Origin of the sequence: Kutzneria sp. CA-103260 (genome assembly GCF_018263855.1) — a bacterium.
Classification (GTDB): domain Bacteria; phylum Actinomycetota; class Actinomycetes; order Mycobacteriales; family Pseudonocardiaceae; genus Kutzneria.
Genome location: NZ_CP073318.1, coordinates 9,777,701 through 9,795,396 on the forward strand (window position 1 = coordinate 9,777,701; position 17,696 = coordinate 9,795,396).

Sequence of the window (17,696 nt, forward strand, 5' to 3'; positions counted from 1 at the left end):
AACGTCAGGAAAGGAGCATTCCTGACGTTGAACGTGAGGAAAGGAGCATTCCTGACATCAGCTGCCGGCGGGTGGCGGGGAGAGTTGGGTGTCGGGTGGGACGGGAACGTCGACGGGTTGGCCCCAGCCGGAATAGGTGCGGCTGACGGTGAGTGTGCCGGTGGTGGCGGACACGTCCAGCTTGGACTCCGACTTCAGCGGCACGTTGCCGTTGCCGACCCAGAGCTCGTCGACCATGGGGCCGAGCTTGGCCTCCAGCAGTGTCGTGTCCTTCAACGGCCCGTCGGGCAGCGTCTTGGCCATGGCGGCCAGGTCGGTGCGCAGGGTGTAGTGCCGCGCCGGCACCACGCCCACGGGCTGCACATCCGTGCCGGTGACGGTGGTCGACGAGGCGTCGAGCGGCACCGCCAAAGGCGACAGGGTGGACTGCTTCAGCGAAGCGAACAGCGGGGCGAACTCCTGCGAGAACGCGTCGGAGCCGCCGTCGGTGGCCCGCACCCAGGGCTTGTCCGGCGGTAGCTTCTGGTCGGCCGGCAGCCGCACGTAGACGGCGCTGGGCGTGAGCACGAACGACATCGTGCTGGCGTCCGGGGACTTCACCGTGAGCGTGGCCGTCAGCCACAGGCCCTGGTCGTCACGGCGGAACGCGCCAGTCACCGAGGTCACGGACTTGGCGGCGAGCAGTTCGGTGGTGGAGTCCACGGTGAACCTCGCGGAGCCCTTGCCGGCCAGCTTCGCGGTCACCGCCTTGGACAGGTCGGGCAGCGCGGCCTGCGCGGGCGGCGCGACCGCCGGATCGGACGCGGCGGCTCCGTCGAGGCTCGACGAGCACGCCGACAGACCGACCAGGGCGACGGCGGCGACGGCGATCCTGGCGATCACTTCTGAACCACGTAAACCAGTTCGTTGCCGAACTCCAGCTCGTCGACCTGCCACGGCCGGCCCTCGGCGTGCGCGGCGAAGCCGCTGGAGTAGGTCCGGTACATGCCCTTGGAGCGCTGCCCGAGCGACTTGGTCGGGAAGCTGACCACGACCACCGGCGAGTTGATGGCGTCGATCAGGCCCCAGCCCAGCTGCTTCTGCTGCGTCTCGATGCACGGCACGGCCTTGAGCAGCATGGTCACGTCAGCCGGCGCGGGATCCGGGCCGGTCAGCAGGTCGTGCACGGCGACCTCGTGCGGCACGCCCAGCACGGTCAGCGCCTCGTCCAGGAACGCCATCAGCCGGCTGTCGATGTCCGAGGCCCGGTACAGCACGTCCTCGCCGACCGGCATCCACTCGACGGTCAGCGGGTTCATGCCGCAGGCCAGGTCGGCGATCACCTTCGGCGGCTGCGGCAGCCGCTCGAAGATGGCGCCGTAGAACTCGTCCAGGATGGGCAGCCGCTCCTTGGTGGAGGCGTGCGAGGACATCGTCCGGGACAGCACGTCCCGGATCTGGTCGCGGCCCTCGGCCTCGCGCAGCAGGCCGAGCATCTTCTCGTACCGGGGCGTGCTCGGCAGGTACGCGCCGAAGATCTCGTGCAGCCCGCGCTTGGTGCGCTTCACCGCGTCGGGGACATCGCCGCGCGCCGCGGCCAGCGACGCGGTCGCGATGCGGCGCACCGTGTCGTCGGCGACGCTGGCGTAGCGGGCGCTGTCCCGCACCGCCACCAGCACCTTCGCCAGCTTCTCCTCTTCCACCACTACCTACTACTCCTCGGCCAGCCCCGCCCGCGAGGCCAGCAGCCTACGCAGCGAGCGCAGGCGTCCCTCGGTCGCCAGCCCCTCGGCGACGACCGTGTCCAACATGCAGTCCGGGTCCTCCGGCGGGCCCAGGTGCCCGCAGCCGGACGGGCACTCCTCGGCGGCCTCGGCCATGCCGGGGAACGCCGCCACGATGTCGTCGGGCGTGATGTGCGCCAGCCCGAACGACCGGATGCCCGGGGTGTCCACCACCCAGCCGCCGGCCGGCAGCGGGAACGCCACCGCCGACGTCGAGGTGTGCCGGCCCTTGCCGACGCCGCTGACCACGCCGGTGGCCCGCTCGGCCGCCGGCACCAGCTTGTTCACCAGCGTCGACTTTCCGACGCCGGAGTGGCCGATCAGCGCGGACACCCGACCGTCAAGACGCTCGGCGAGGGTGTTGGGTTCCCGATCCGATCGGGTGACGACCACCGGCAGGTCGAGCTCGGCGTAGACGCCGAGGATCTCGTCCGGCGGGGCCAGGTCGGACTTGGTCAGGCACAGCACCGGGGTCAGGCCGCCGGCGTACGCGGCGACCAGGCAGCGGTCGATGAAGCCGGTGCGCGGCGGCGGGTCGGCCAGTGCCGAGACGATGACCAGCTGCTCGGCGTTGGCCACCACGACCCGCTCGTACGGGTCGGTGTCGTCGGCGGTGCGTCTCAGCACGCTGCTGCGGGGCTGGCGGCGCACGATGCGGGCCAGCGTGTCCGGCTGGCCCGAGGTGTCGCCGACCAGGTCGACCTCGTCGCCGATGACCACCGAGGTGCGGCCCATCTCGCGGGCCCGCATGGCGGTCACCTTGCTGTCCGGGTCGCCGTCCAGCGCGATCGTCCAGCGGCCGCGGTCGACGCCGACCACCATGCCCGACTCGGCGTCGGCGTGGTCGGGCCGCTTCTTGCTGCGCGGCCGCGACCCCTTGCCGGGCCGGACTCTGACGTCGGACTCGTCGAGCCGACGCCAGTCGCCGCGGGTCACACCCGCTCCGCCAGCTGGAGCATGGCCGCCCACATTCCTGGGAAGTCCGGGATGGTCTTGGTGGTGGTCTTGATGTCGTCGACCGACACGCCCGGCACCTTGAGGCCGATGATGGCGCCGGCGGTGGCCATCCGGTGGTCGGCGTAGGCGTGCCAGAGGCCGCCCGTCGGCGCCGAGGGCCGGATGACCAGGCCGTCCTCGGTCTCGTCGGCGTCGCCGCCGATGCCGCGGATCTCCGCCGTCAGCGCGGCCAGCCGATCGGTCTCGTGGCCGCGGATGTGCGCGACGCCGCGGATCTGGGTGGGGCTGTCGGCCAGCACGGCCATCGCCGCCACGGTCGGCGTCAGCTCGGAGAAGTCGTGCAGGTCGATGTCGATGCCCTTGAGGCGCTGCGGACCGGTGACGGTGAGGCCGTTGTCCGACAGCGACACCCCGCAGCCCATCTGCTCCAGGATGTCGCGCATGGCGTCACCGGGCTGGGTGGTGACCAGCGGCCAGTCCGGCACGGTGAGGCTGCCGCCGGTGACGGCTGCGGCGGCCAGGAAGGCGGCCGCGTTGGACAGGTCCGGCTCGATGCGCCAGTCCCGGGCCTGGATGGGCCCCGGTGCGACCGCCCACCGGTTCGGCTCGCTGTCGTCCACCTCGACGCCCACGGCCCGCAGCATCTCGATGGTCATCTCGATGTGCGGCAGCGACGGCACCGGCTTGCCGTCGTGCAGCACGGTGACGCCCTGCTCGTAGCGGGCGCCGGACAGCAGCAGCGCGGAGACGAACTGCGAGGACCCCGAGGCGTCGATGGTGACGCTGCCGCCGCGCACCTCACCGTTGCCGTGCAGTGTGAACGGCAGCCGGTCGCCGTCGACGGCCACGCCGAGCGTGCGCAGCGCGTCCAGGACGGTGTTCATCGGCCGCACCCGGGCCTGCTCGTCACCGTCGAAGCGGACATCGCCGTCGGCCAGCGCCGCGGCCGGCGGCACGAAGCGCATCACCGTGCCGGCCAGGCCGCAGTCCAGGTCCGCGTCGCCGCGCAGCCGACCGGGCGTGACCTCCCAGGATCCCTGGTTGCCGTCGGCCACGCGCACGCCCAGCGAGCGCAGTGCCGCCGCCATCAGCTGCGTGTCGCGGCTGCGCAGCGGCAGGTGCACAGTCGAGGGGCCGTCGGCGAGCGCCGCGAGCAACAGGGCACGATTGGTGATCGACTTGGAACCGGGCACGGGCACGGTCGCGCGCACGGGCTCGGTGACGGACGGGGTGGGCCACGGCTGCGTCATGGGGGTGATGATTCCCTACTCGGCGGCTCGTGTTCCCCCTCGGGGGCCGTGACGTGCGACGATGGATTCGGAGGTGGTCAGGGGTGTGCGGCAGGTATGCCTCCACGAAGGACCCGGCGACGCTGGCCGTCGAGTTCGACGCGCTGGACGCGACCGAGGCGGAGGCGCCGGGCGCGGACTACAACGTCGCGCCGACGAAGCCGGTGCTCGCGATCGTGGCGCGGCATCCTCGTGACGAGGAGGGCAAGCCCGATCCGGACGCCGTGGTGCGCAGCATCCGGGTGATGCGCTGGGGGCTGGTCCCGACCTGGTCCAAGGACCGCAACGTGGGCGTGAAGATGATCAACGCCCGGTCCGAGACCGCGGCGACCAAGCCGGCCTACCGGGACTCGATGGCCCGGCGGCGCTGCATCCTGCCGGCCGACGGCTGGTTCGAGTGGAAGCGCGACGGCGGCGCGAAGGAGCCGTTCTACATCACCAACCCCGACGACTCCAGCCTGGCCATGGCCGGGCTGTGGACCGCCTGGCGGGACCCCAACGAGCCGGACTCGCCGTGGCTGGTCACCTGCGCCGTGCTCACCACCGACGCCTTCGGGCCGCTGGCCGAGATCCACGAGCGGATGCCGCTGGTGCTGCCCCGCGAGTCGTTCGAGCAGTGGCTCGCCCCCGACAAGGGCAGTGACGACGTCGCCGAGCTGCTCAAGCCGTCCCAGGAGATCGTGTCGCGGTTCGAGCTGCGGCCCGTGTCGACCGCCGTGAACAGCATCCGCAACAACGGGCCCGAGCTGCTGGTGCGGGCCGAGCCGCAGCCCGAGGTCACCGAGCTGTCCCTGTTCGAGCAGTCATGACCAGCACCGTCGTGGAGACGCCGTTCGGCCCGGCCCGGGCCGAGCTGCATTGCGCCGCCGAGAGCCGGGCCGCCCTGTTGCTCGGGCATGGTGCCGGCGGCGGTGTGCAGGCCCCCGACCTCGTCGCCGCCACCCGCGCCGCCACCGCCGCAGGCGTCCATGTGGCCCTGGTCGAGCAGCCCTACCGCGTCGCCGGCCGGCGGGCCCCCGCCCCCGCTCGCCAGCTCGACACCGCCTGGCTGGCCGTCGCCGAGGAGCTCGGCCAGCGCTGGTTCGAGGGCCTGCCGCTGCTGTTCGGCGGCCGCTCCAGCGGCGCTCGGGTCGCCTGCCGCACCAGCGCCGACGGCCAGGCCGTCGCCGTCCTCTGCCTGGCGTTCCCCGTCCACCCGCCCGGCAAGCCCGACAAGACCCGCCTCCCCGAGCTCGACGGCGTCGAAGTGCCCACCCTCGTCGTCCAGGGCTCCCGGGATCCGTTCGGCATGCCTGCTGCCGCCCACCACCGCGAGGTCGTCGTGCTGGCCGGCGACCACTCCCTGAAGGCCGACGTCAACGGCGTGACCAAGGCCGTTGAGGAGTGGCTGAACCGAGTCCTCCACACCCTCGACGGCCTTGGTGAGGCCTAGCGGGTCGAGCGGTACGTGGTGAGCATGACGCCGGTCGAGGTTGTCGTCGTGCTGACGAACTCGAGTGACCGGGCCGGGGTTCCGTCCGCGAACAGGCGCTTGCCCGTGCCCAGCAGCACCGGATAGACGATCAGCACGACCTCGTCCGCGAGCCCGTGTTCGAGCAGCGTCGAGGTCAGGGTGGAGCTGCCCGAGAGGACGAGGCCCGGGCCGTCCTGCGCCTTGATCCGGCAAACGCCCTCGACGACGTCCGTGCCGAGGCTCTCGACCGGGCCCCATTCGAGACTGTCCGGACGGTGGGTGACGACGTATTTCCTCGCCGCGTTGAGACGGTCCGCCATCGGGCTGCTCGGCGCCGTCGGCCACGTGTCCGACCACATGTCGTAGGTGCGACGGCCGAGCACCAGGTCGAAGTTCTCGCCGTACAGGGCCGCGACGGCGTCCCGGCCGGCGGGAGTCCGATAGGGCACGGTCCATTCGCTGTGCGGAAAGTCGTTCTCGTCGGCGGTCTGCTGGATCACGCCGTCGAGCGAGATGTGCTGGATGAATCTGAGTGTCCGCATCTGGCCTGCTCTCTTCCGTAGCGCGACATCGTCGAGCGGACTCACCCCGCGATCGGGGCCACTACAGCGCCGGTGAGCTCGGCCAGGGCTGACGGCGCGAGCTCGACCTCCAGCCCTCGGCGGCCGGCGGAGCAGAAGACGGTCTCGAAGGCGGTTGCGGAGGCGTCGATGACCACTGGGAGGCGCTTCTTCTGGCCCAGCGGGGAGATGCCGCCGGCGACGTAGCCGGTGGCCCGCTCGGCGGCGGCGACCTCGGCCATGCGGGCCTTCTTGCCCTTGAGGGCGGCGGCGAGGGCCTTGAGGTCCAGCTGGCCGGTGACGGGGACGACACCGACGGCGAGGGCGCCGTCGACCTCGGCGACGAGTGTCTTGAACACCCGGGCGGGGTCGAGGCCCAGAGCCTCGGCGGCCTCCAGGCCGTAGGACTCGTGCCGGGAGTCGTGGTCGTAGCTGTGCAGCGTGTACGGCACCTTGCGCTTGGCCAGCAGCGCGGTCGCCGGGGTTCCCTGTCCCGCCATGACCGCAGACCTTATGACGCGGCTCTCACCCCGGAATGACCATGGGGGCAGGTGTGTTGAAGGGGACGTGGCAACTTCAAGCGCTGTGCTCGGCCGCTCCACGGCCCGACGCGTATCCTCAGGGGCGAACGACACGCTTCCCGCACGGGGAGCGTCGACAGCGTCCGCCCGGCTCCGCCGGCGGGGAGGGAGCCAGGTGCCGGGTAGCTCCGCCCAGGTCAACGAGAACGACACCCAGGTCAACGAGACTGCCGAGCAGCGGGCGGCGCGCTTCGAGCGCGACGCGATGCCGTTGCTCGACCAGCTGTACTCGGCCGCCCTGCGCATGACGCGCAACCCCGCGGACGCCGAGGACCTGGTCCAGGAGACCTATCTGAAGGCCTACAGCGCCTTCGAGTCCTTCACCAGCGGGACGAACCTCAAGGCCTGGCTGTACCGCATCCTGACGAACACCTACATCAACGGCTATCGGCGCAAGCAGCGGCAGCCGATCCAGACCTCCGCGGACGAGATCACCGACTGGCAGATCGCGGCCGCCGAGAGCCACACCTCGCAGGGCCTGCGCTCGGCCGAGGTGGAGGCCATGGACCGGCTCCCCGACGACGACGTCAAGCAGGCGTTGCAACAGCTGCCCGAGGAGTTCCGCATCGCGGTCTACCTCGCTGACGTCGAGGGCTTCGCCTACAAGGAGATCGCCGAGATCATGGGCACCCCGATCGGGACCGTCATGTCCCGCCTGCATCGCGGCCGCCGCCAGCTCAAGGACCTGCTCACCGACGTCGCCCGGGACCGGGGCTTCCTGCGCTCCTCCCGCGAGCGGGAGGTGACGGGGTCGTGAGCTCCGACGAACTCAACGTCGAGATCAACATCGACGTGACCAAGAAGGCCGGCTGCTCCGAGGTGATCGCCGAGGTCTGGGCGTTCCTGGACAACGAGTGCGACCAGCGCCAGCGCGAGATCCTGCGCCAGCACCTGGACGAGTGCAGCCCGTGCCTGGAGCAGTACGGCATCGAGGAGCACCTGAAGATCCTGCTGGCCCGCAAGTGCGGCGGCGACCACGCCTCGGCCGAGTTCAAGGACCGGCTGCGCGCGTGCATCAAGGAGAAGGTGCTGGAGCGGGCCACGGCCAAGGCCGAAGCCGAGCAGCAGCAGTAGGCCCGAAGACGTTGAAGGCCCCGGTGACCAGGTCACCGGGGCCTTCGTGCGTTCAACGCACGGGTCTCAGGCGTTGGGCCGCTTCCCGTGGTTGGCGCCGCCCTTCTTGCGGTCGCGGCGCTTGCGAGCACGCTTCGACATGAGTGTCTCCTTGAGGCAGTGCCCGACTTTGGGCGAGTACAGCTGTCCCCCGATTGTCGCACGCCGGTGGCGGGCCGCCGAATCCGTGGTTGCATGACCGCATGACCGAGGAGATCCGGGCAGAGATGGTGGCCAACGTGAGCAAGGTCGTGGCCCACGAGGGCGACTCCGTGCAGGACGGCGCGGAGATCGTCATCCTGGAGTCGATGAAGATGGAGATCCCGGCGGTCGCCCACCACGCCGGCCGGGTGACCAGGGTCGCGGTCGCCGAAGGTGATGTTGTGCAGGAAGGCGACCTCATCGCCGTAGTGGAGTAGCGGCCATCATGGAGTAGAGACCGCCGTGGAGTAACCGGACCGACTAGCGTCGGCGTCGTGTCCACACTCACCGACCTGCTCGCCGAGCACACCGGCCTGCCCGGCGCCGCCGTCGACCACCTGCAGATGGTGGCGGCCGAGTGGCAGCTGCTGTCGGACCTGGCCTTCGCCGACTTCGTGCTCTGGGTGCCGCTGGGCGAGCACCAGAGCCCGGACTGCGAGTACCTGTGCGTGGCCCAGGCCCGGCCGACCACGGGGCCGACGTCCCACCCCGACGACATGGTGGGCAGCACGGTCACCCCGGCCGATCACCCGCAGCTGCGCCGAGCCCTGGTCGAGGGCCGGATCTGCCGCGAGGAGGACCCGCGCTGGCACTCGGGCGTGCCGGTGCGCCGGGAGACCATCCCGGTGCGCTTCGGCGGCGAGACGATCGCGGTGCTGTCCCGCGACACCAACCTGGCGGTGCCCCGGGTGCCGAGCCCGCTGGAGATCGCCTACCTGGGCAGCGCGGCCGACCTGTGCCAGATGATCTCGGACGGCACCTTCCCGGCCATCGAGCCGTCGGCCGACGTGCACACCAGCCCGCGGGTGGGCGACGGGCTGATCCGCATCGACAGCGCGGGCGCGGTGGTGTTCGCCAGTCCCAACGCGCTGTCCGCCTACCACCGCATGGGCCACGCCGCCGACCTGGTCGGCGCGCACCTGGCCCCGCTGACCCGGTCGCTGGTGGCCGACCCGTTCGACGCGACCGAGGTGGCGCAGCGGATCCGGACGGCGCTGGACGGCAATCCGAGCATGCGCATCGAGGCGGAGTCGCGGCGCGGTGCGGCGGTGCTGTTCCGGGCGCTGCCGCTGCGCCCGCTGGGCAAGGCGGCCGGCGCGCTGGTGCTGGTGCGCGACGTCACCGAGGTGAAGCGCCGGGACCGCGCGCTGCTGTCCAAGGACGCCACCATCCGCGAGATCCACCATCGCGTGAAGAACAACCTGCAGACGGTCGCGGCGCTGCTGCGGCTGCAGGCTCGGCGCACGAACAACGCCGAGGCCCGGGACGTGCTCCAGGAGTCGGTGCGCCGGGTGACCTCGATCGCGCTGGTGCACGAGACGCTGTCCATGTCGGTGGACGAGCGGGCCAACCTGGACGACGTGCTGGACCAGGTGTTCCCGATGCTGTCGGACGTGGCGACGGCGGAGAGCGGGATCGCGGTCCGCAAGGAGGGCAAGCTGGGCGTGGTGTCGGCGGAGCTGGCCACGCCGCTGGTCATGGTGCTCACCGAGCTGGTGCAGAACGCGCTGGAGCACGCCTACCCGGCCGGCGAGAAGGGCGAGGTCGTGGTGCGTGCGGAGCGCTCGGCCAAGTACCTGGACGTGGTGGTGTCGGACGAGGGTCGAGGCCTGCCGCCCGGCTTCTCGCTGGAGCGGACCGAGCGGCTGGGCCTGCAGATCGTGCGCACGCTGGTGGAGTCCGAGCTGCGGGGCTCGCTGTCGCTGCGCCGGCGTGACGTGAAGGGCACCGAGGCTGTGCTGCGGGTGCCCCTGCGGCGGAGCCGCTAGATCCAACACCGCGGCGGAGCCGCTAGACGATCACAGCGGCGTCCGGGTCGATGCGTGAAATCGGATTGAACGTACTAGGGGCCTAGAACCTCGGGGGAAGGTTCCAGGCCCCTGGCACGATGAGAGAAATCGAAAAAGAAATGCTTCGTCAGGCGTTGCTGCGAGCACGGGTACGGGCGTTGCGACGCTTGAGCGCACGCCTCTCGTCCTCGCTCATCCCGCCCCACACGCCGGCATCCTGCCCGCTCTCCAGTGCCCACGACAGGCAACCGGACACCACCGGGCAGCGGCGGCAGACGGTCTTCGCCTCGGCGATCTGCAGCAACGCCGGACCGCTGTTCCCAACGGGGAAGAACAGCTCGGGGTCCTCGTCACGGCAGGCCGCGCGGTGGCGCCAGTCCATTTCTCTAGCTCCTCGCTAAGCGCGCTACGAGCGCGCTGTTGTCGTCAGCGGTCGTCGGGGTGCTTGTGAATGCTTTCACGAACTTCGGGGATGTCAAGAGGTCGGATCCGTCTCGGTGAGAGAACTCACCCGAAAGATCGGCGCGCGTCACCTCTGGTGCCGGTCCGTGACCAGCCATGATGCCGAAGGTCGTGGTCCGGCGACCAGCTTATTACGCTCCGGTCACGAACGCAGCACGAGTCCGCAGGTCAAACCGCCACTCGCAGCGCCTTCGGCACTGACGAGAACTTTACCTCACGGTGTTCACCCAGGTCGTCGCCGTCCACCTGGAGCCGCACCGGCCGTTCGGCGGTCACCCTGATCTCGGCAACATCGTCCAGCCGCAGCAAATTCCCCCCGGAGGGTGGTCCCAGCGGCAGCAGGATCTGCGACAGGGTGCGCGCGATGGTCGGCGGGGCCAGGCTGCGCAGCGCGAACAGGCCCAGGCCGCCGTCGAACGAGCAGTCCGGGTTCATGTGGATCGGCTTGCCGCCCAGATAGGTCCACGGGTCGGTGTTCGAGACGAAGGCCAGCCGGGTCGTCTCCCGGGTGCCGTCGGGCAGTTCGATCCGCAGGTCGGTGGCGGTGAGCATCTGCTGGAGGTAGTTGGCCAGCGCGATCGAGGCGTACAGCAGCGGGCTGGCGGTCTTGTCCCGCCGGCGCTCCACCTCGGCGACCACGTCGGCGTCCCAGCCCAGACCGGCGTTGAACGTGAACCAGCGGCTGTCGGCGCCGGCCGGTTCGGCCAGGCCCAGCCCCACCTGCCGCCGGCTGCCGGACTCGATGGCCAGCAGCAGTCGGTGGGTGGCTTCCACCGGGTCACGCGGCAGTCCGAGCGCGCGGGCGAACACGTTGGCCGAGCCGCCGGGCACGACGCCCAGCGAGGGGCCGTCCACCGGGTCCGGGCACTGTGAGAGCAGGCCGTTGACCACCTCGTTGACGGTGCCGTCACCGCCGTGAGCCACCACCAGGTCGAAACCGTCCGCCACGGCGCGCGCCGCGGCGTCGGCCGCGTGCCCCCGGTAGCTGGTCTCGACGATCTCCAGCCGCACGTCGCTGGCCAACGCGTGGGCCAGCACGTCCCGTCCGGCGGCGGAGGTGGCCGTCGCCTGCGGGTTGACCACGAGAAGGGCACGCACACCAGCAGGGTAAGACAGACCGTGACCCTCGACCGGCCGTCGAGCCCCGTAGCGGTGGTCAACGCTCATCGAAAGTGAGGCAGGTCTCCTTCCAACTCGCCGTCCGCGTTGTCAGCGAGTGCACCCAGACGACCCGTCTGCTCGACGACAACACGAGAATCCTCCCCCGTGCGTCGGCGCCGCGGGACCGGCCGTCCGGGTGGCCTACGATCGACGGTGCGCACGGATCGTGATGTGCGCAGGTCGCCGGTCGAGGAAGGTGCCCGTTGTCACGCGAAAACGACGCTCCCGGAGCCGTGCGCGCCGCCGGTGTGATGGTCGCGGTCCAGGGGCTGGCCGCGCTCGCGGTCGCCGTGGTCGCCCTCGTGCACGGAATCGGCGGTGTGCCGGCCAACCTGGCCTACGGCGAGGCCGGCATCTTCGTGGTGATCGCCATCGCCTGCGGGCTGCCCGGCGTGCTGCTGTGGCAGGGCCGGCGCGGCGCCCGCAACGCCGCCGTGTTCCTGCAGCTGCTGGTGGTCGGCGGCATCTGGTGGGGCTTCAACCCGGTCGACTCGCTGCCGGTGGACATCCTGTTCACCGCCTACTGCGCGGCCGTGCTCGTGCTGCTGCTGTTCCTGGAGCCCTCGCGGCTGTGGGCGATGGGCATCGCCAAGGACGGCTCGCAGGTGCCCTAGGCCCGCGCTGCCGCCTTGGCCAGCGCCTCGTCGGCGAGCCGATAGCGGTACCAATCGGTGACCCGGGTGGCGCCCATAGCCTCGTAGAAGTCGATCGCCGGCTGGTTCCAGTCCAGCACCGACCACTCGAACCGGCCGAGCCCGCGGTCGGCGCATTCCTTGGCCAGGGCCAGGAACAGCCCCCGGCCGTGGCCGCCGCCGCGGTGCTCGGGCCGGACGAACAGGTCCTCCAGGTACAGGCCGTGCACCCCGGTCCAGGTGGAGAAGCTGAGGAACCACAAGGACATTCCCACCACTTCGCCGTCCGCCTCGGCCACGTGGCCGAACAGGGCCGGTGACGGGCCGAACAGCGCGGCGCGCAGCTGCTCGGCCGTCAGGTGGCACTCCTGCGGCGCCCGCTCGTATGCGGCGAGGTCGTGCACCAGCTGCACGACGGCGTCGACATCGGACTCGCGGACGCGGCGGATCATCGCATCTCCCCCAGGGGTGGCACGTTCAGGCGACGGATCTGCGCCTGACCTCGCTCGTCACCCAACACCGAGATGCCGGCCGGGTCCAACCCGATTCGCACGCCGGCGGCCGGGTCCAGGCCGAGCCAGCGGACCACCAGCACGCGGCTGAAGTGGCCGTGGCCGATCAGCACCACGTCGCCGCGGTGCAGCTCCTCACGGGCCCGGGCCAGCACGGCGTCCGCGCGGTCGCCGACCTCCTTGGCCGTCTCCCCGTTCGGGATCTCGTGCGTCCACACCGTCCAGTCTGGCTCCTTCTCACGGATCTGTTCCGTGGTAAGGCCTTCGTAGTCGCCGTAGTCCCACTCGGCGAGGTCCTGGGTCACCTCGTCCACGTTGAGGCCGGCCAACTCGGCGGTGCGTTTGGCGCGGGTGCGCGGGCTGGCGAGCACCAGTCTGGGCGGGACCGTGGTGCCGCGCAGTTCAGCGAGCACCGCCCCGGCCTTTCTGGCCTGCTGCTCGCCGCGCGCGGTGAGCGGAACGTCGGTGCGACCGGTGTGCTGGCCGGTGATCGACCACTCGGTTTCCCCGTGCCTGATGACGTAAACGTCTGCCACCTTGCGGATCGTAGCCGCGTGCCGCCCTCCCGGCAGGTCGTGTGACCCATCGCACTGCGTCGAACAGGCGATCGAACAATTGGCCTGGATGAGGTAAAATTTGGAGGTAGTCCAGGGGAGAGGACGGTGTCGTCGGTGCGTCATCCAAAACTCGGGGTTGTGGTGGACTTCGCCAACTGCGCGCCCGGTTCGCAGACCAGGATCGTGGCCGGACAGCGGCGGATGTACCTGGACGAGGGACGCCAGCCGTGGGCCTACTACGGTCCGATGGTCGCGGCGATCCGCCGCGCGCTGGCCGATCCGGCCCCGGAGGCCGTGTTGGAACTGGCCGTGGCCAAGGTCGAGGATCCCGCCAAGCACGCGCACTTCGTCGAGCTGCAAAAGGGTTTCCTGCACTGGCATGAGGGTTTTGCCGGCAGCCTGGTGTCCGTCGGCGCCGGCACCTGGGTCGGGTCCGACGCGGTCTTCGACGTCGTCCCGCAGCTCGGTCTGCGGCCGGCCAAGGGCCCGAAGCTGGCCGTGCAGCTGTACATGAAGGAACCGGAACTGCTGCCCGAAGCCGCCGCCGTGCCGTTGCACATGATGCGATCCGTGATGGACCAGGTGCTGCCCGACGGCGTGCCGGCGATTCTCGATGTACGGCGCGGAAAGCTGTTGTTGCCCTCCCGCCGCCGCAGCGACAAGCGGCTCGACGCCGACGTGGCCGGCGTGGTCGCCCACTGGTCCGCCATCTGGCGCGCCATCGCCTGATCGGCGAACCGTGCGAGCCCGCCGGACCGGCAACTCCTTCGGCGGGCCCGCACGGCTCAGGCCCGGACGCGCTGGGTGACGAACGCCAAACCGTTCTTGTCGCAGCCGACCTGGTTCATGTTGTGGTCGTCGATGTCGGCCTCACAGGTCCAGCCGCTGACGACCAGGCGGCGGGCGGTGCCCTGGGCCAGGCGCGGCGCGTCGCGGTAGTACGAGGTCAGGACCTTGAAGGCTTCGTCGCAGGCGGCGGTGCCGGCCGGCATGGCCGGGGAGACCAGGTCCCGCTGGCCGCCGGGGATGGCGAAGGTGCCGCAGTCCACCGGCGGGACATAGGGGGCCATCGTCGGCGGTAGGGCGTGCGTGGGCCCGGCGCCGCAGGCGGACAGCAGCAGGACACCGAGCACGGCGGGCAGCCATCGCCCCATGGTTCCTCCGTCTGAGTGAACTCGATGCCCATTGGACGCACGCGGGGCGGCGCGGTTCACCGGTCGGCGGCGAATTTGTCCCGGAGGCGTTGGACGTCGACGCCGAGGGGCCGGTCGACGAGGACGGGCGGCACCGACTCGGCGATCCAGGCGTAGGCGCTGCGCAGCCGGGGCGCGCCGGGCAGGCCGCGCAGGTGGTGGGCCTGGGCGATGCCGATGAGCTCGCAGGCGGTGATGGACAGCAGATGGTCGATGACCGCCCGCAACTGCTCACCGGCGGCCCAGGCATGGGCCTGCACGTCCTCCTGACCGGCGGAGGTGTCGAGGGAGCCGAGCGTGGCCGGCGCGGCCAGCCGGCGGATCTCGTGCAGCTCGCCAGCGGCCCGCTTGTGGATCGGCGACAGGCCGGCCTGCGGCCCGGGATCGACCGCCAGCTGGGCGTTGAGCCCGGTGAACTGGCTGTCCAGCAACCGGTGCAGGCGTTGCACGCTGATCTCGGCCAGGTGGGTGAGCGCGGCGGTGACGGCGTCCAGGCGCAGGCCCACGGTGACGGCGTGGTAGCCGGCGGTCGAGGTGAAGCGGCCGTCCAGGAACGACGGGGAATCCGTTGGCGCGGCCAGGAGAAGGTCCCGTGCGACGGCGAGATCGTCGAGGGTGCGCTGGGCGTGGGCGATGGCCTGCGGAGCGACCCGGAACGACACCGGGGCCTGCACGAGATCGGAGCGGGTGGCGGAATCCGTTGTGCGGGAACGGATGTCGTCGAGCACGGCGGCGAGCACGGTATCGGGGCCGGCCAGCGCCGGGTGGTAGATCGAGCGGGGAGCGCCCAGCACGTCGACAGCCATGGCGGCGGCCAGCGTCTGGAGCTCCACGGCCTGCATGGCATCGGAGCCACGCATGAATGCGTGCATAAGGGCCAGCGGCGAGCCCTGGATCAGGCTCGCACCCTCCTTGGGCCCCAACGGAAACGGCTTCACCTTGCGGCGCTTGAGGGCGTCGGCCGCCGGCTTCTCGACGCCGTCGTCCAGCACCGTGCCGACACCGACGAACGTCTGGAAGGCATGAGACAGCGGGATGATCTCACCGGCGCTGCCCAGCGCCGACCGGGGCACGGCCGGCACGAACCCGTCGTCGAGCCGGTCGGCCAGGAACTTCACGAGTTCGGGGCTGGCGGCCGTGGTCGGCGCGAGCAGGCCCTGGAGCTTCACCGCCAGCAGCGCCCGGACGTCCGGCTCCGGCAGCCACGGCGGGCCGCCGACCGCCCGTCCGATCAGCAGATTCCGTTGGTGCGCCGCCTGTTGCTCCGCGTCCAGGGCGACGCCGGCCAGCCGGCCCATGCCGGTGTTGACGCCGTAGACCGGCTTGTCGGCAGCCTCCAGGGCGGCCAGCATCGCCCGGCGGTTCGCGGCGACGTCGTCCAGCGGGCCGAGCTCGACCCGCTGGCCCCTGGCGACGGCCAGGATGTCCATGTCCCTCACCGGTACGGCAACATCGTGCCGACGTCCTTCGCCTCGGCTCGGTGCAGGATCATCCGAGCCACGGCCAAGTCCGTTGTGGACAGTCCGCGGTGCCAGAACAGCGTGCGCTCCGTTTCGCTCTCCCGCCCCGGCTTGTGGCCCGCGACGATGTCCCCGATCTCCGCGTGGATCCGGTCCTCGGTGAGCAGGCCGGCGTTCAGGTGCGGGCGCAACGCCCCGAACCTCGGATTGCCCGACCGGGATTCGCGCCAGTTGTCCACGACGATCTTGTCCACGTCGTCGAGCAGGTCCAGGGCCAGCGCGCTGATCGTCCCGTACGGCACGAGGAAACTCCCCGGCCGCAGAAACTCCTTGCGCAGCAACGGCTCCGGTTCCGTCAGCCGGGACGCCTCGACCAGCACGTCCGCGCCGTCGAGCGTCTCCTCCCACGTCGTGCACACCGTCACCGGCTTGCCCAGCCGCTCCGTCAGCCGCTCCGCGAACGGCTCCCGCGACTCCGGCCGGCGGCTGGTCACCCGGATCTCCGCGAAGTCGAACACCGAGTCCAGCAGCACCACGTTCCACCAGGCCGTGCCGCGTGCCCCCACGTGCCCCAGCACCTTGGCGTCCCGGCGGGCCAGGTGCTTCGCCCCCACCGCCGTCATCGCCCCGGTTCTCGCCTCCGTGATCATCGTGCCGTCCACGATGGCCTTCGGCATGCCCGTCTCCGGGTCGAACAGGCTGATCAGCGCCATCTCGCTGGGCAGGCCGCGCTCGTAGTTCGAGACGAAGTCCCCGACCACCTTCACGCCGCTGACGCCCTTGTCGGTCAGGCTCCCGCGCAGCACGTTGAAGTGCCCCCGCCCGCCGTTGTCCGGCACCAGGTGGGTCCGCGGCTCGAACACCACGCGCCCGTTCCCGTGATCGGCGAGCACGTCCTCCACGGCAGCCACGATGTCCGCGTCGGTGATGCCGAGCGAGTCGATGTCCGCCCCGGACAGGTAGCGCATCCAGACCGTCGTCACCCCGCCAGCCTAGATCGTCAGCGCCGACCGGACGAGGAACCGCCGAGTTGCCGGGGCCGGGCCTGGTGGGCGTGAGCTGCGCGGTCACGGTGGCCAGGGCGGGTGGATCGTTCGCTTGCTTCGTCAGTAACGAGTCCGAGCGACGAAGAGCTATCGACACGCCGGGACTCGTTCACCAACGGAGGCCACCATGACTGACCGGCTTGATGACCACGAGGGACGCGACCCTGGGACGTTGCACGCCGAGCTTGGCGCGCAGCTCGATCAGGCCGCGAAGGAAGTGGTACGGCGGATGGCTGACGGGGTCAGCTACGAAGTGGCGCATCAAGCCGTAGCGGCCGCCTACCAGAGGCTTGCCGGCCACGCCCAGGTGCACAACTTCCTGCCCATCCTCGCGGCGCGCTCCGCCCAGAACGCCCTTGAGCGGGGTGACCTTCACCGGGCCTCCGGCCATGGGCTGCCCGACCAGAAGTCGTAGTTCTCGCCGCCACGCCGTCCACCGGGACGCAGACGAAAAACGACGCTGACCAACGAAACGCGTCTTCGCTGGTCAGCGTCGTTTTCAGGCCGTCGACCTCAGGCCTGCTTGGTCTCCCAGAAGATCTTGTCGATCTCGGCGATCAGGTCGAGCAGCTCCTGGCCCTTGGCCGGGTCCATGGAGCCCTTGGCGCCGGCGGCGCCGGCGGCCTTGGTGGCCTTGTTGAACAGGGTGTGCAGCTCCGGGTACTTCTCGAAGTGCGGGGCCTTGAAGTAGTCGGTCCACAGCACCCAGAGGTGGTGCTTGACCAGCTCGGCGCGCTGTTCCTTGATCGCGATCGCGCGGGCGCGGAACTCGGGGTCCTCGTTGCCCTGGTACTTCTCCTGGATCGCCTTGACCGACTCGGCCTCGATCCGGGCCTGGGCCGGGTCGTAGACGCCGCACGGAAGGTCGCAGTGCGCCGTCGCCTCGAGGCGCGGGCCGAGGATGCGCGACAGCAGTCGCATGGGTCCTCCCTGACAGTGAATGCTCCGACGTGCGGAACCCTACTC

Annotated in this window: 24 protein-coding genes; 9 read left to right on the top strand and 15 right to left on the bottom strand. The window is 70.8% G+C overall.

All coding sequences use genetic code 11. From position 1 onward, the window contains the following. Positions 1–57: 57 nt before the first annotated feature. The 4 genes from JJ691_RS43740 to aroA are packed head-to-tail and all read right to left on the bottom strand — an operon-like array spanning position 58 to position 3,970. Positions 58–882 (bottom strand): hypothetical protein, encoded by an 825-nt coding sequence (locus JJ691_RS43740; RefSeq protein ID WP_211765291.1) that lies wholly within the window; start codon positions 880–882, stop codon positions 58–60. Continuing rightward, positions 879–1,682: a 16S rRNA methyltransferase gene (locus JJ691_RS43745; RefSeq protein ID WP_249227407.1), complete on the bottom strand. Its 804-nt coding sequence runs from the start codon at positions 1,680–1,682 to the stop codon at positions 879–881. Before JJ691_RS43745 ends, JJ691_RS43740 begins: the two co-directional genes overlap by 4 nt. Before the next feature lie 9 nt (positions 1,683–1,691). After that, positions 1,692–2,699 carry a ribosome small subunit-dependent GTPase A gene (gene rsgA, locus JJ691_RS43750; protein ID WP_211765293.1) on the bottom strand — a complete coding sequence of 336 codons (1,008 nt, stop codon included), beginning with the start codon at positions 2,697–2,699 and terminating at the stop codon, positions 1,692–1,694. Further along, a complete protein-coding gene (aroA, locus tag JJ691_RS43755) occupies positions 2,696–3,970 on the bottom strand; it encodes a 3-phosphoshikimate 1-carboxyvinyltransferase (protein WP_211765294.1) in 1,275 nt (424 codons plus the stop codon). Before aroA ends, rsgA begins: the two co-directional genes overlap by 4 nt. Positions 3,971–4,053: 83 nt before the next feature. Between aroA and JJ691_RS43760 the strand changes: the two genes are divergently transcribed. Then, positions 4,054–4,818, top strand: coding sequence for an SOS response-associated peptidase (locus JJ691_RS43760; protein WP_211765295.1), 765 nt, complete (start codon positions 4,054–4,056; stop codon positions 4,816–4,818). Then, complete coding sequence (locus tag JJ691_RS43765; protein WP_211765296.1) at positions 4,815–5,441, top strand: alpha/beta hydrolase family protein; 627 nt, start codon at positions 4,815–4,817, stop codon at positions 5,439–5,441. Before JJ691_RS43760 ends, JJ691_RS43765 begins: the two co-directional genes overlap by 4 nt. Here the strand turns inward: JJ691_RS43765 and JJ691_RS43770 are convergent. Together JJ691_RS43770 and ybaK are read right to left on the bottom strand one after the other, a co-directional pair. Further along, entirely contained in the window at positions 5,438–6,004 is a 567-nt protein-coding gene (locus tag JJ691_RS43770) for a dihydrofolate reductase family protein (RefSeq protein ID WP_211765297.1), read from the bottom strand. The two genes, JJ691_RS43765 and JJ691_RS43770, sit on opposite strands and share 4 nt — an antisense overlap. A 41-nt stretch (positions 6,005–6,045) precedes the next feature. Further along, positions 6,046–6,522 carry a Cys-tRNA(Pro) deacylase gene (ybaK, locus tag JJ691_RS43775; RefSeq protein WP_211765298.1) on the bottom strand — a complete coding sequence of 159 codons (477 nt, stop codon included), beginning with the start codon at positions 6,520–6,522 and terminating at the stop codon, positions 6,046–6,048. 196 nt (positions 6,523–6,718) lie between these two features. On the opposite strand from ybaK, the gene JJ691_RS43780 reads away from it, so the two are divergent. Both JJ691_RS43780 and rsrA read left to right on the top strand, forming a co-directional pair. Further along, positions 6,719–7,360, top strand: a complete 642-nt coding sequence (locus JJ691_RS43780) for a sigma-70 family RNA polymerase sigma factor (protein WP_211765299.1) — start codon at positions 6,719–6,721, stop codon at positions 7,358–7,360. Then, complete coding sequence (gene rsrA, locus JJ691_RS43785) at positions 7,357–7,677, top strand: mycothiol system anti-sigma-R factor (RefSeq protein WP_249227408.1); 321 nt, start codon at positions 7,357–7,359, stop codon at positions 7,675–7,677. Before JJ691_RS43780 ends, rsrA begins: the two co-directional genes overlap by 4 nt. A 66-nt stretch (positions 7,678–7,743) precedes the next feature. On the opposite strand, the gene JJ691_RS53525 is transcribed toward rsrA, so the two are convergent. Beyond that, on the bottom strand, positions 7,744–7,818 hold the full coding sequence (locus JJ691_RS53525; RefSeq protein ID WP_096498094.1) for a 50S ribosomal protein bL37: 75 nt from the start codon (positions 7,816–7,818) through the stop codon (positions 7,744–7,746). Positions 7,819–7,919: 101 nt separating this feature from the next. Between JJ691_RS53525 and JJ691_RS43790 the strand changes: the two genes are divergently transcribed. Next, positions 7,920–8,135 carry a biotin/lipoyl-binding carrier protein gene (locus JJ691_RS43790; protein ID WP_211765300.1) on the top strand — a complete coding sequence of 72 codons (216 nt, stop codon included), beginning with the start codon at positions 7,920–7,922 and terminating at the stop codon, positions 8,133–8,135. 57 nt (positions 8,136–8,192) lie between these two features. Then, the gene (locus tag JJ691_RS43795; RefSeq protein WP_211765301.1) at positions 8,193–9,686 is read left to right on the top strand and encodes a sensor histidine kinase; all 1,494 of its coding nucleotides are present in this window, start codon (positions 8,193–8,195) and stop codon (positions 9,684–9,686) included. Positions 9,687–9,834: 148 nt separating this feature from the next. Here the strand turns inward: JJ691_RS43795 and JJ691_RS43800 are convergent, their stop codons facing one another. Together JJ691_RS43800 and JJ691_RS43805 are read right to left on the bottom strand one after the other, a co-directional pair. Continuing rightward, positions 9,835–10,089 carry a WhiB family transcriptional regulator gene (locus JJ691_RS43800; protein WP_043722052.1) on the bottom strand — a complete coding sequence of 85 codons (255 nt, stop codon included), beginning with the start codon at positions 10,087–10,089 and terminating at the stop codon, positions 9,835–9,837. A gap of 248 nt (positions 10,090–10,337) precedes the next feature. Further along, a complete protein-coding gene (locus JJ691_RS43805) occupies positions 10,338–11,267 on the bottom strand; it encodes a diacylglycerol/lipid kinase family protein (protein WP_211765302.1) in 930 nt (309 codons plus the stop codon). A gap of 266 nt (positions 11,268–11,533) precedes the next feature. On the opposite strand from JJ691_RS43805, the gene JJ691_RS43810 reads away from it, so the two are divergent. Next, positions 11,534–11,944, top strand: a complete 411-nt coding sequence (locus tag JJ691_RS43810; protein WP_211765303.1) for a hypothetical protein — start codon at positions 11,534–11,536, stop codon at positions 11,942–11,944. Here the strand turns inward: JJ691_RS43810 and JJ691_RS43815 are convergent. Together JJ691_RS43815 and JJ691_RS43820 are read right to left on the bottom strand one after the other, a co-directional pair. After that, on the bottom strand, positions 11,941–12,414 hold the full coding sequence (locus tag JJ691_RS43815) for a GNAT family N-acetyltransferase (protein WP_211765304.1): 474 nt from the start codon (positions 12,412–12,414) through the stop codon (positions 11,941–11,943). The two genes, JJ691_RS43810 and JJ691_RS43815, sit on opposite strands and share 4 nt — an antisense overlap. Beyond that, positions 12,411–13,010 carry an acid phosphatase gene (locus JJ691_RS43820; protein ID WP_442912559.1) on the bottom strand — a complete coding sequence of 200 codons (600 nt, stop codon included), beginning with the start codon at positions 13,008–13,010 and terminating at the stop codon, positions 12,411–12,413. The genes JJ691_RS43815 and JJ691_RS43820 overlap by 4 nt, the downstream gene beginning before the upstream one ends. Before the next feature lie 126 nt (positions 13,011–13,136). On the opposite strand from JJ691_RS43820, the gene JJ691_RS43825 reads away from it, so the two are divergent. Then, on the top strand, positions 13,137–13,760 hold the full coding sequence (locus JJ691_RS43825) for a hypothetical protein (RefSeq protein WP_211772281.1): 624 nt from the start codon (positions 13,137–13,139) through the stop codon (positions 13,758–13,760). Between the two features lie 56 nt (positions 13,761–13,816). Here the strand turns inward: JJ691_RS43825 and JJ691_RS43830 are convergent, their stop codons facing one another. The 3 genes from JJ691_RS43830 to JJ691_RS43840 are packed head-to-tail and all read right to left on the bottom strand — an operon-like array spanning position 13,817 to position 16,667. After that, positions 13,817–14,185 carry a hypothetical protein gene (locus JJ691_RS43830; RefSeq protein ID WP_211765306.1) on the bottom strand — a complete coding sequence of 123 codons (369 nt, stop codon included), beginning with the start codon at positions 14,183–14,185 and terminating at the stop codon, positions 13,817–13,819. A gap of 56 nt (positions 14,186–14,241) precedes the next feature. Then, positions 14,242–15,654 (bottom strand): aromatic amino acid lyase, encoded by a 1,413-nt coding sequence (locus tag JJ691_RS43835; RefSeq protein ID WP_211765307.1) that lies wholly within the window; start codon positions 15,652–15,654, stop codon positions 14,242–14,244. 5 nt (positions 15,655–15,659) lie between these two features. After that, entirely contained in the window at positions 15,660–16,667 is a 1,008-nt protein-coding gene (locus tag JJ691_RS43840; protein ID WP_211765308.1) for an ornithine cyclodeaminase family protein, read from the bottom strand. 190 nt (positions 16,668–16,857) lie between these two features. Here JJ691_RS43840 and JJ691_RS43845 point away from each other — a divergent pair, with 190 nt between their 5' ends. Further along, positions 16,858–17,145 (top strand): three-helix bundle dimerization domain-containing protein, encoded by a 288-nt coding sequence (locus tag JJ691_RS43845; protein ID WP_211765309.1) that lies wholly within the window; start codon positions 16,858–16,860, stop codon positions 17,143–17,145. Between the two features lie 98 nt (positions 17,146–17,243). On the opposite strand, the gene sodN is transcribed toward JJ691_RS43845, so the two are convergent. Then, the gene (gene sodN, locus JJ691_RS43850) at positions 17,244–17,651 is read right to left on the bottom strand and encodes a superoxide dismutase, Ni (RefSeq protein ID WP_249227409.1); all 408 of its coding nucleotides are present in this window, start codon (positions 17,649–17,651) and stop codon (positions 17,244–17,246) included. Positions 17,652–17,696: the final 45 nt, after the last annotated feature.

Excerpts from the sequence above, each read along its gene's own strand:
- aroA (WP_211765294.1), bottom strand. The coding sequence starts at position 3,970 with ATGACGCAGCCGTGGCCCACCCCGTCCGTCACCGAGCCCGTGCGCGCG.
- JJ691_RS43765 (WP_211765296.1), top strand. The coding sequence starts at position 4,815 with ATGACCAGCACCGTCGTGGAGACGCCGTTCGGCCCGGCCCGGGCCGAG.
- JJ691_RS43770 (WP_211765297.1), bottom strand. The coding sequence starts at position 6,004 with ATGCGGACACTCAGATTCATCCAGCACATCTCGCTCGACGGCGTGATC.
- ybaK (WP_211765298.1), bottom strand. The coding sequence starts at position 6,522 with ATGGCGGGACAGGGAACCCCGGCGACCGCGCTGCTGGCCAAGCGCAAG.
- JJ691_RS43790 (WP_211765300.1), top strand. The coding sequence starts at position 7,920 with ATGACCGAGGAGATCCGGGCAGAGATGGTGGCCAACGTGAGCAAGGTC.
- JJ691_RS43800 (WP_043722052.1), bottom strand. The coding sequence starts at position 10,089 with ATGGACTGGCGCCACCGCGCGGCCTGCCGTGACGAGGACCCCGAGCTG.
- JJ691_RS43815 (WP_211765304.1), bottom strand. The coding sequence starts at position 12,414 with ATGATCCGCCGCGTCCGCGAGTCCGATGTCGACGCCGTCGTGCAGCTG.
- JJ691_RS43830 (WP_211765306.1), bottom strand. The coding sequence starts at position 14,185 with ATGGGGCGATGGCTGCCCGCCGTGCTCGGTGTCCTGCTGCTGTCCGCC.
- JJ691_RS43835 (WP_211765307.1), bottom strand. The coding sequence starts at position 15,654 with ATGGACATCCTGGCCGTCGCCAGGGGCCAGCGGGTCGAGCTCGGCCCG.
- JJ691_RS43845 (WP_211765309.1), top strand. The coding sequence starts at position 16,858 with ATGACTGACCGGCTTGATGACCACGAGGGACGCGACCCTGGGACGTTG.
- sodN (WP_249227409.1), bottom strand. The coding sequence starts at position 17,651 with ATGCGACTGCTGTCGCGCATCCTCGGCCCGCGCCTCGAGGCGACGGCG.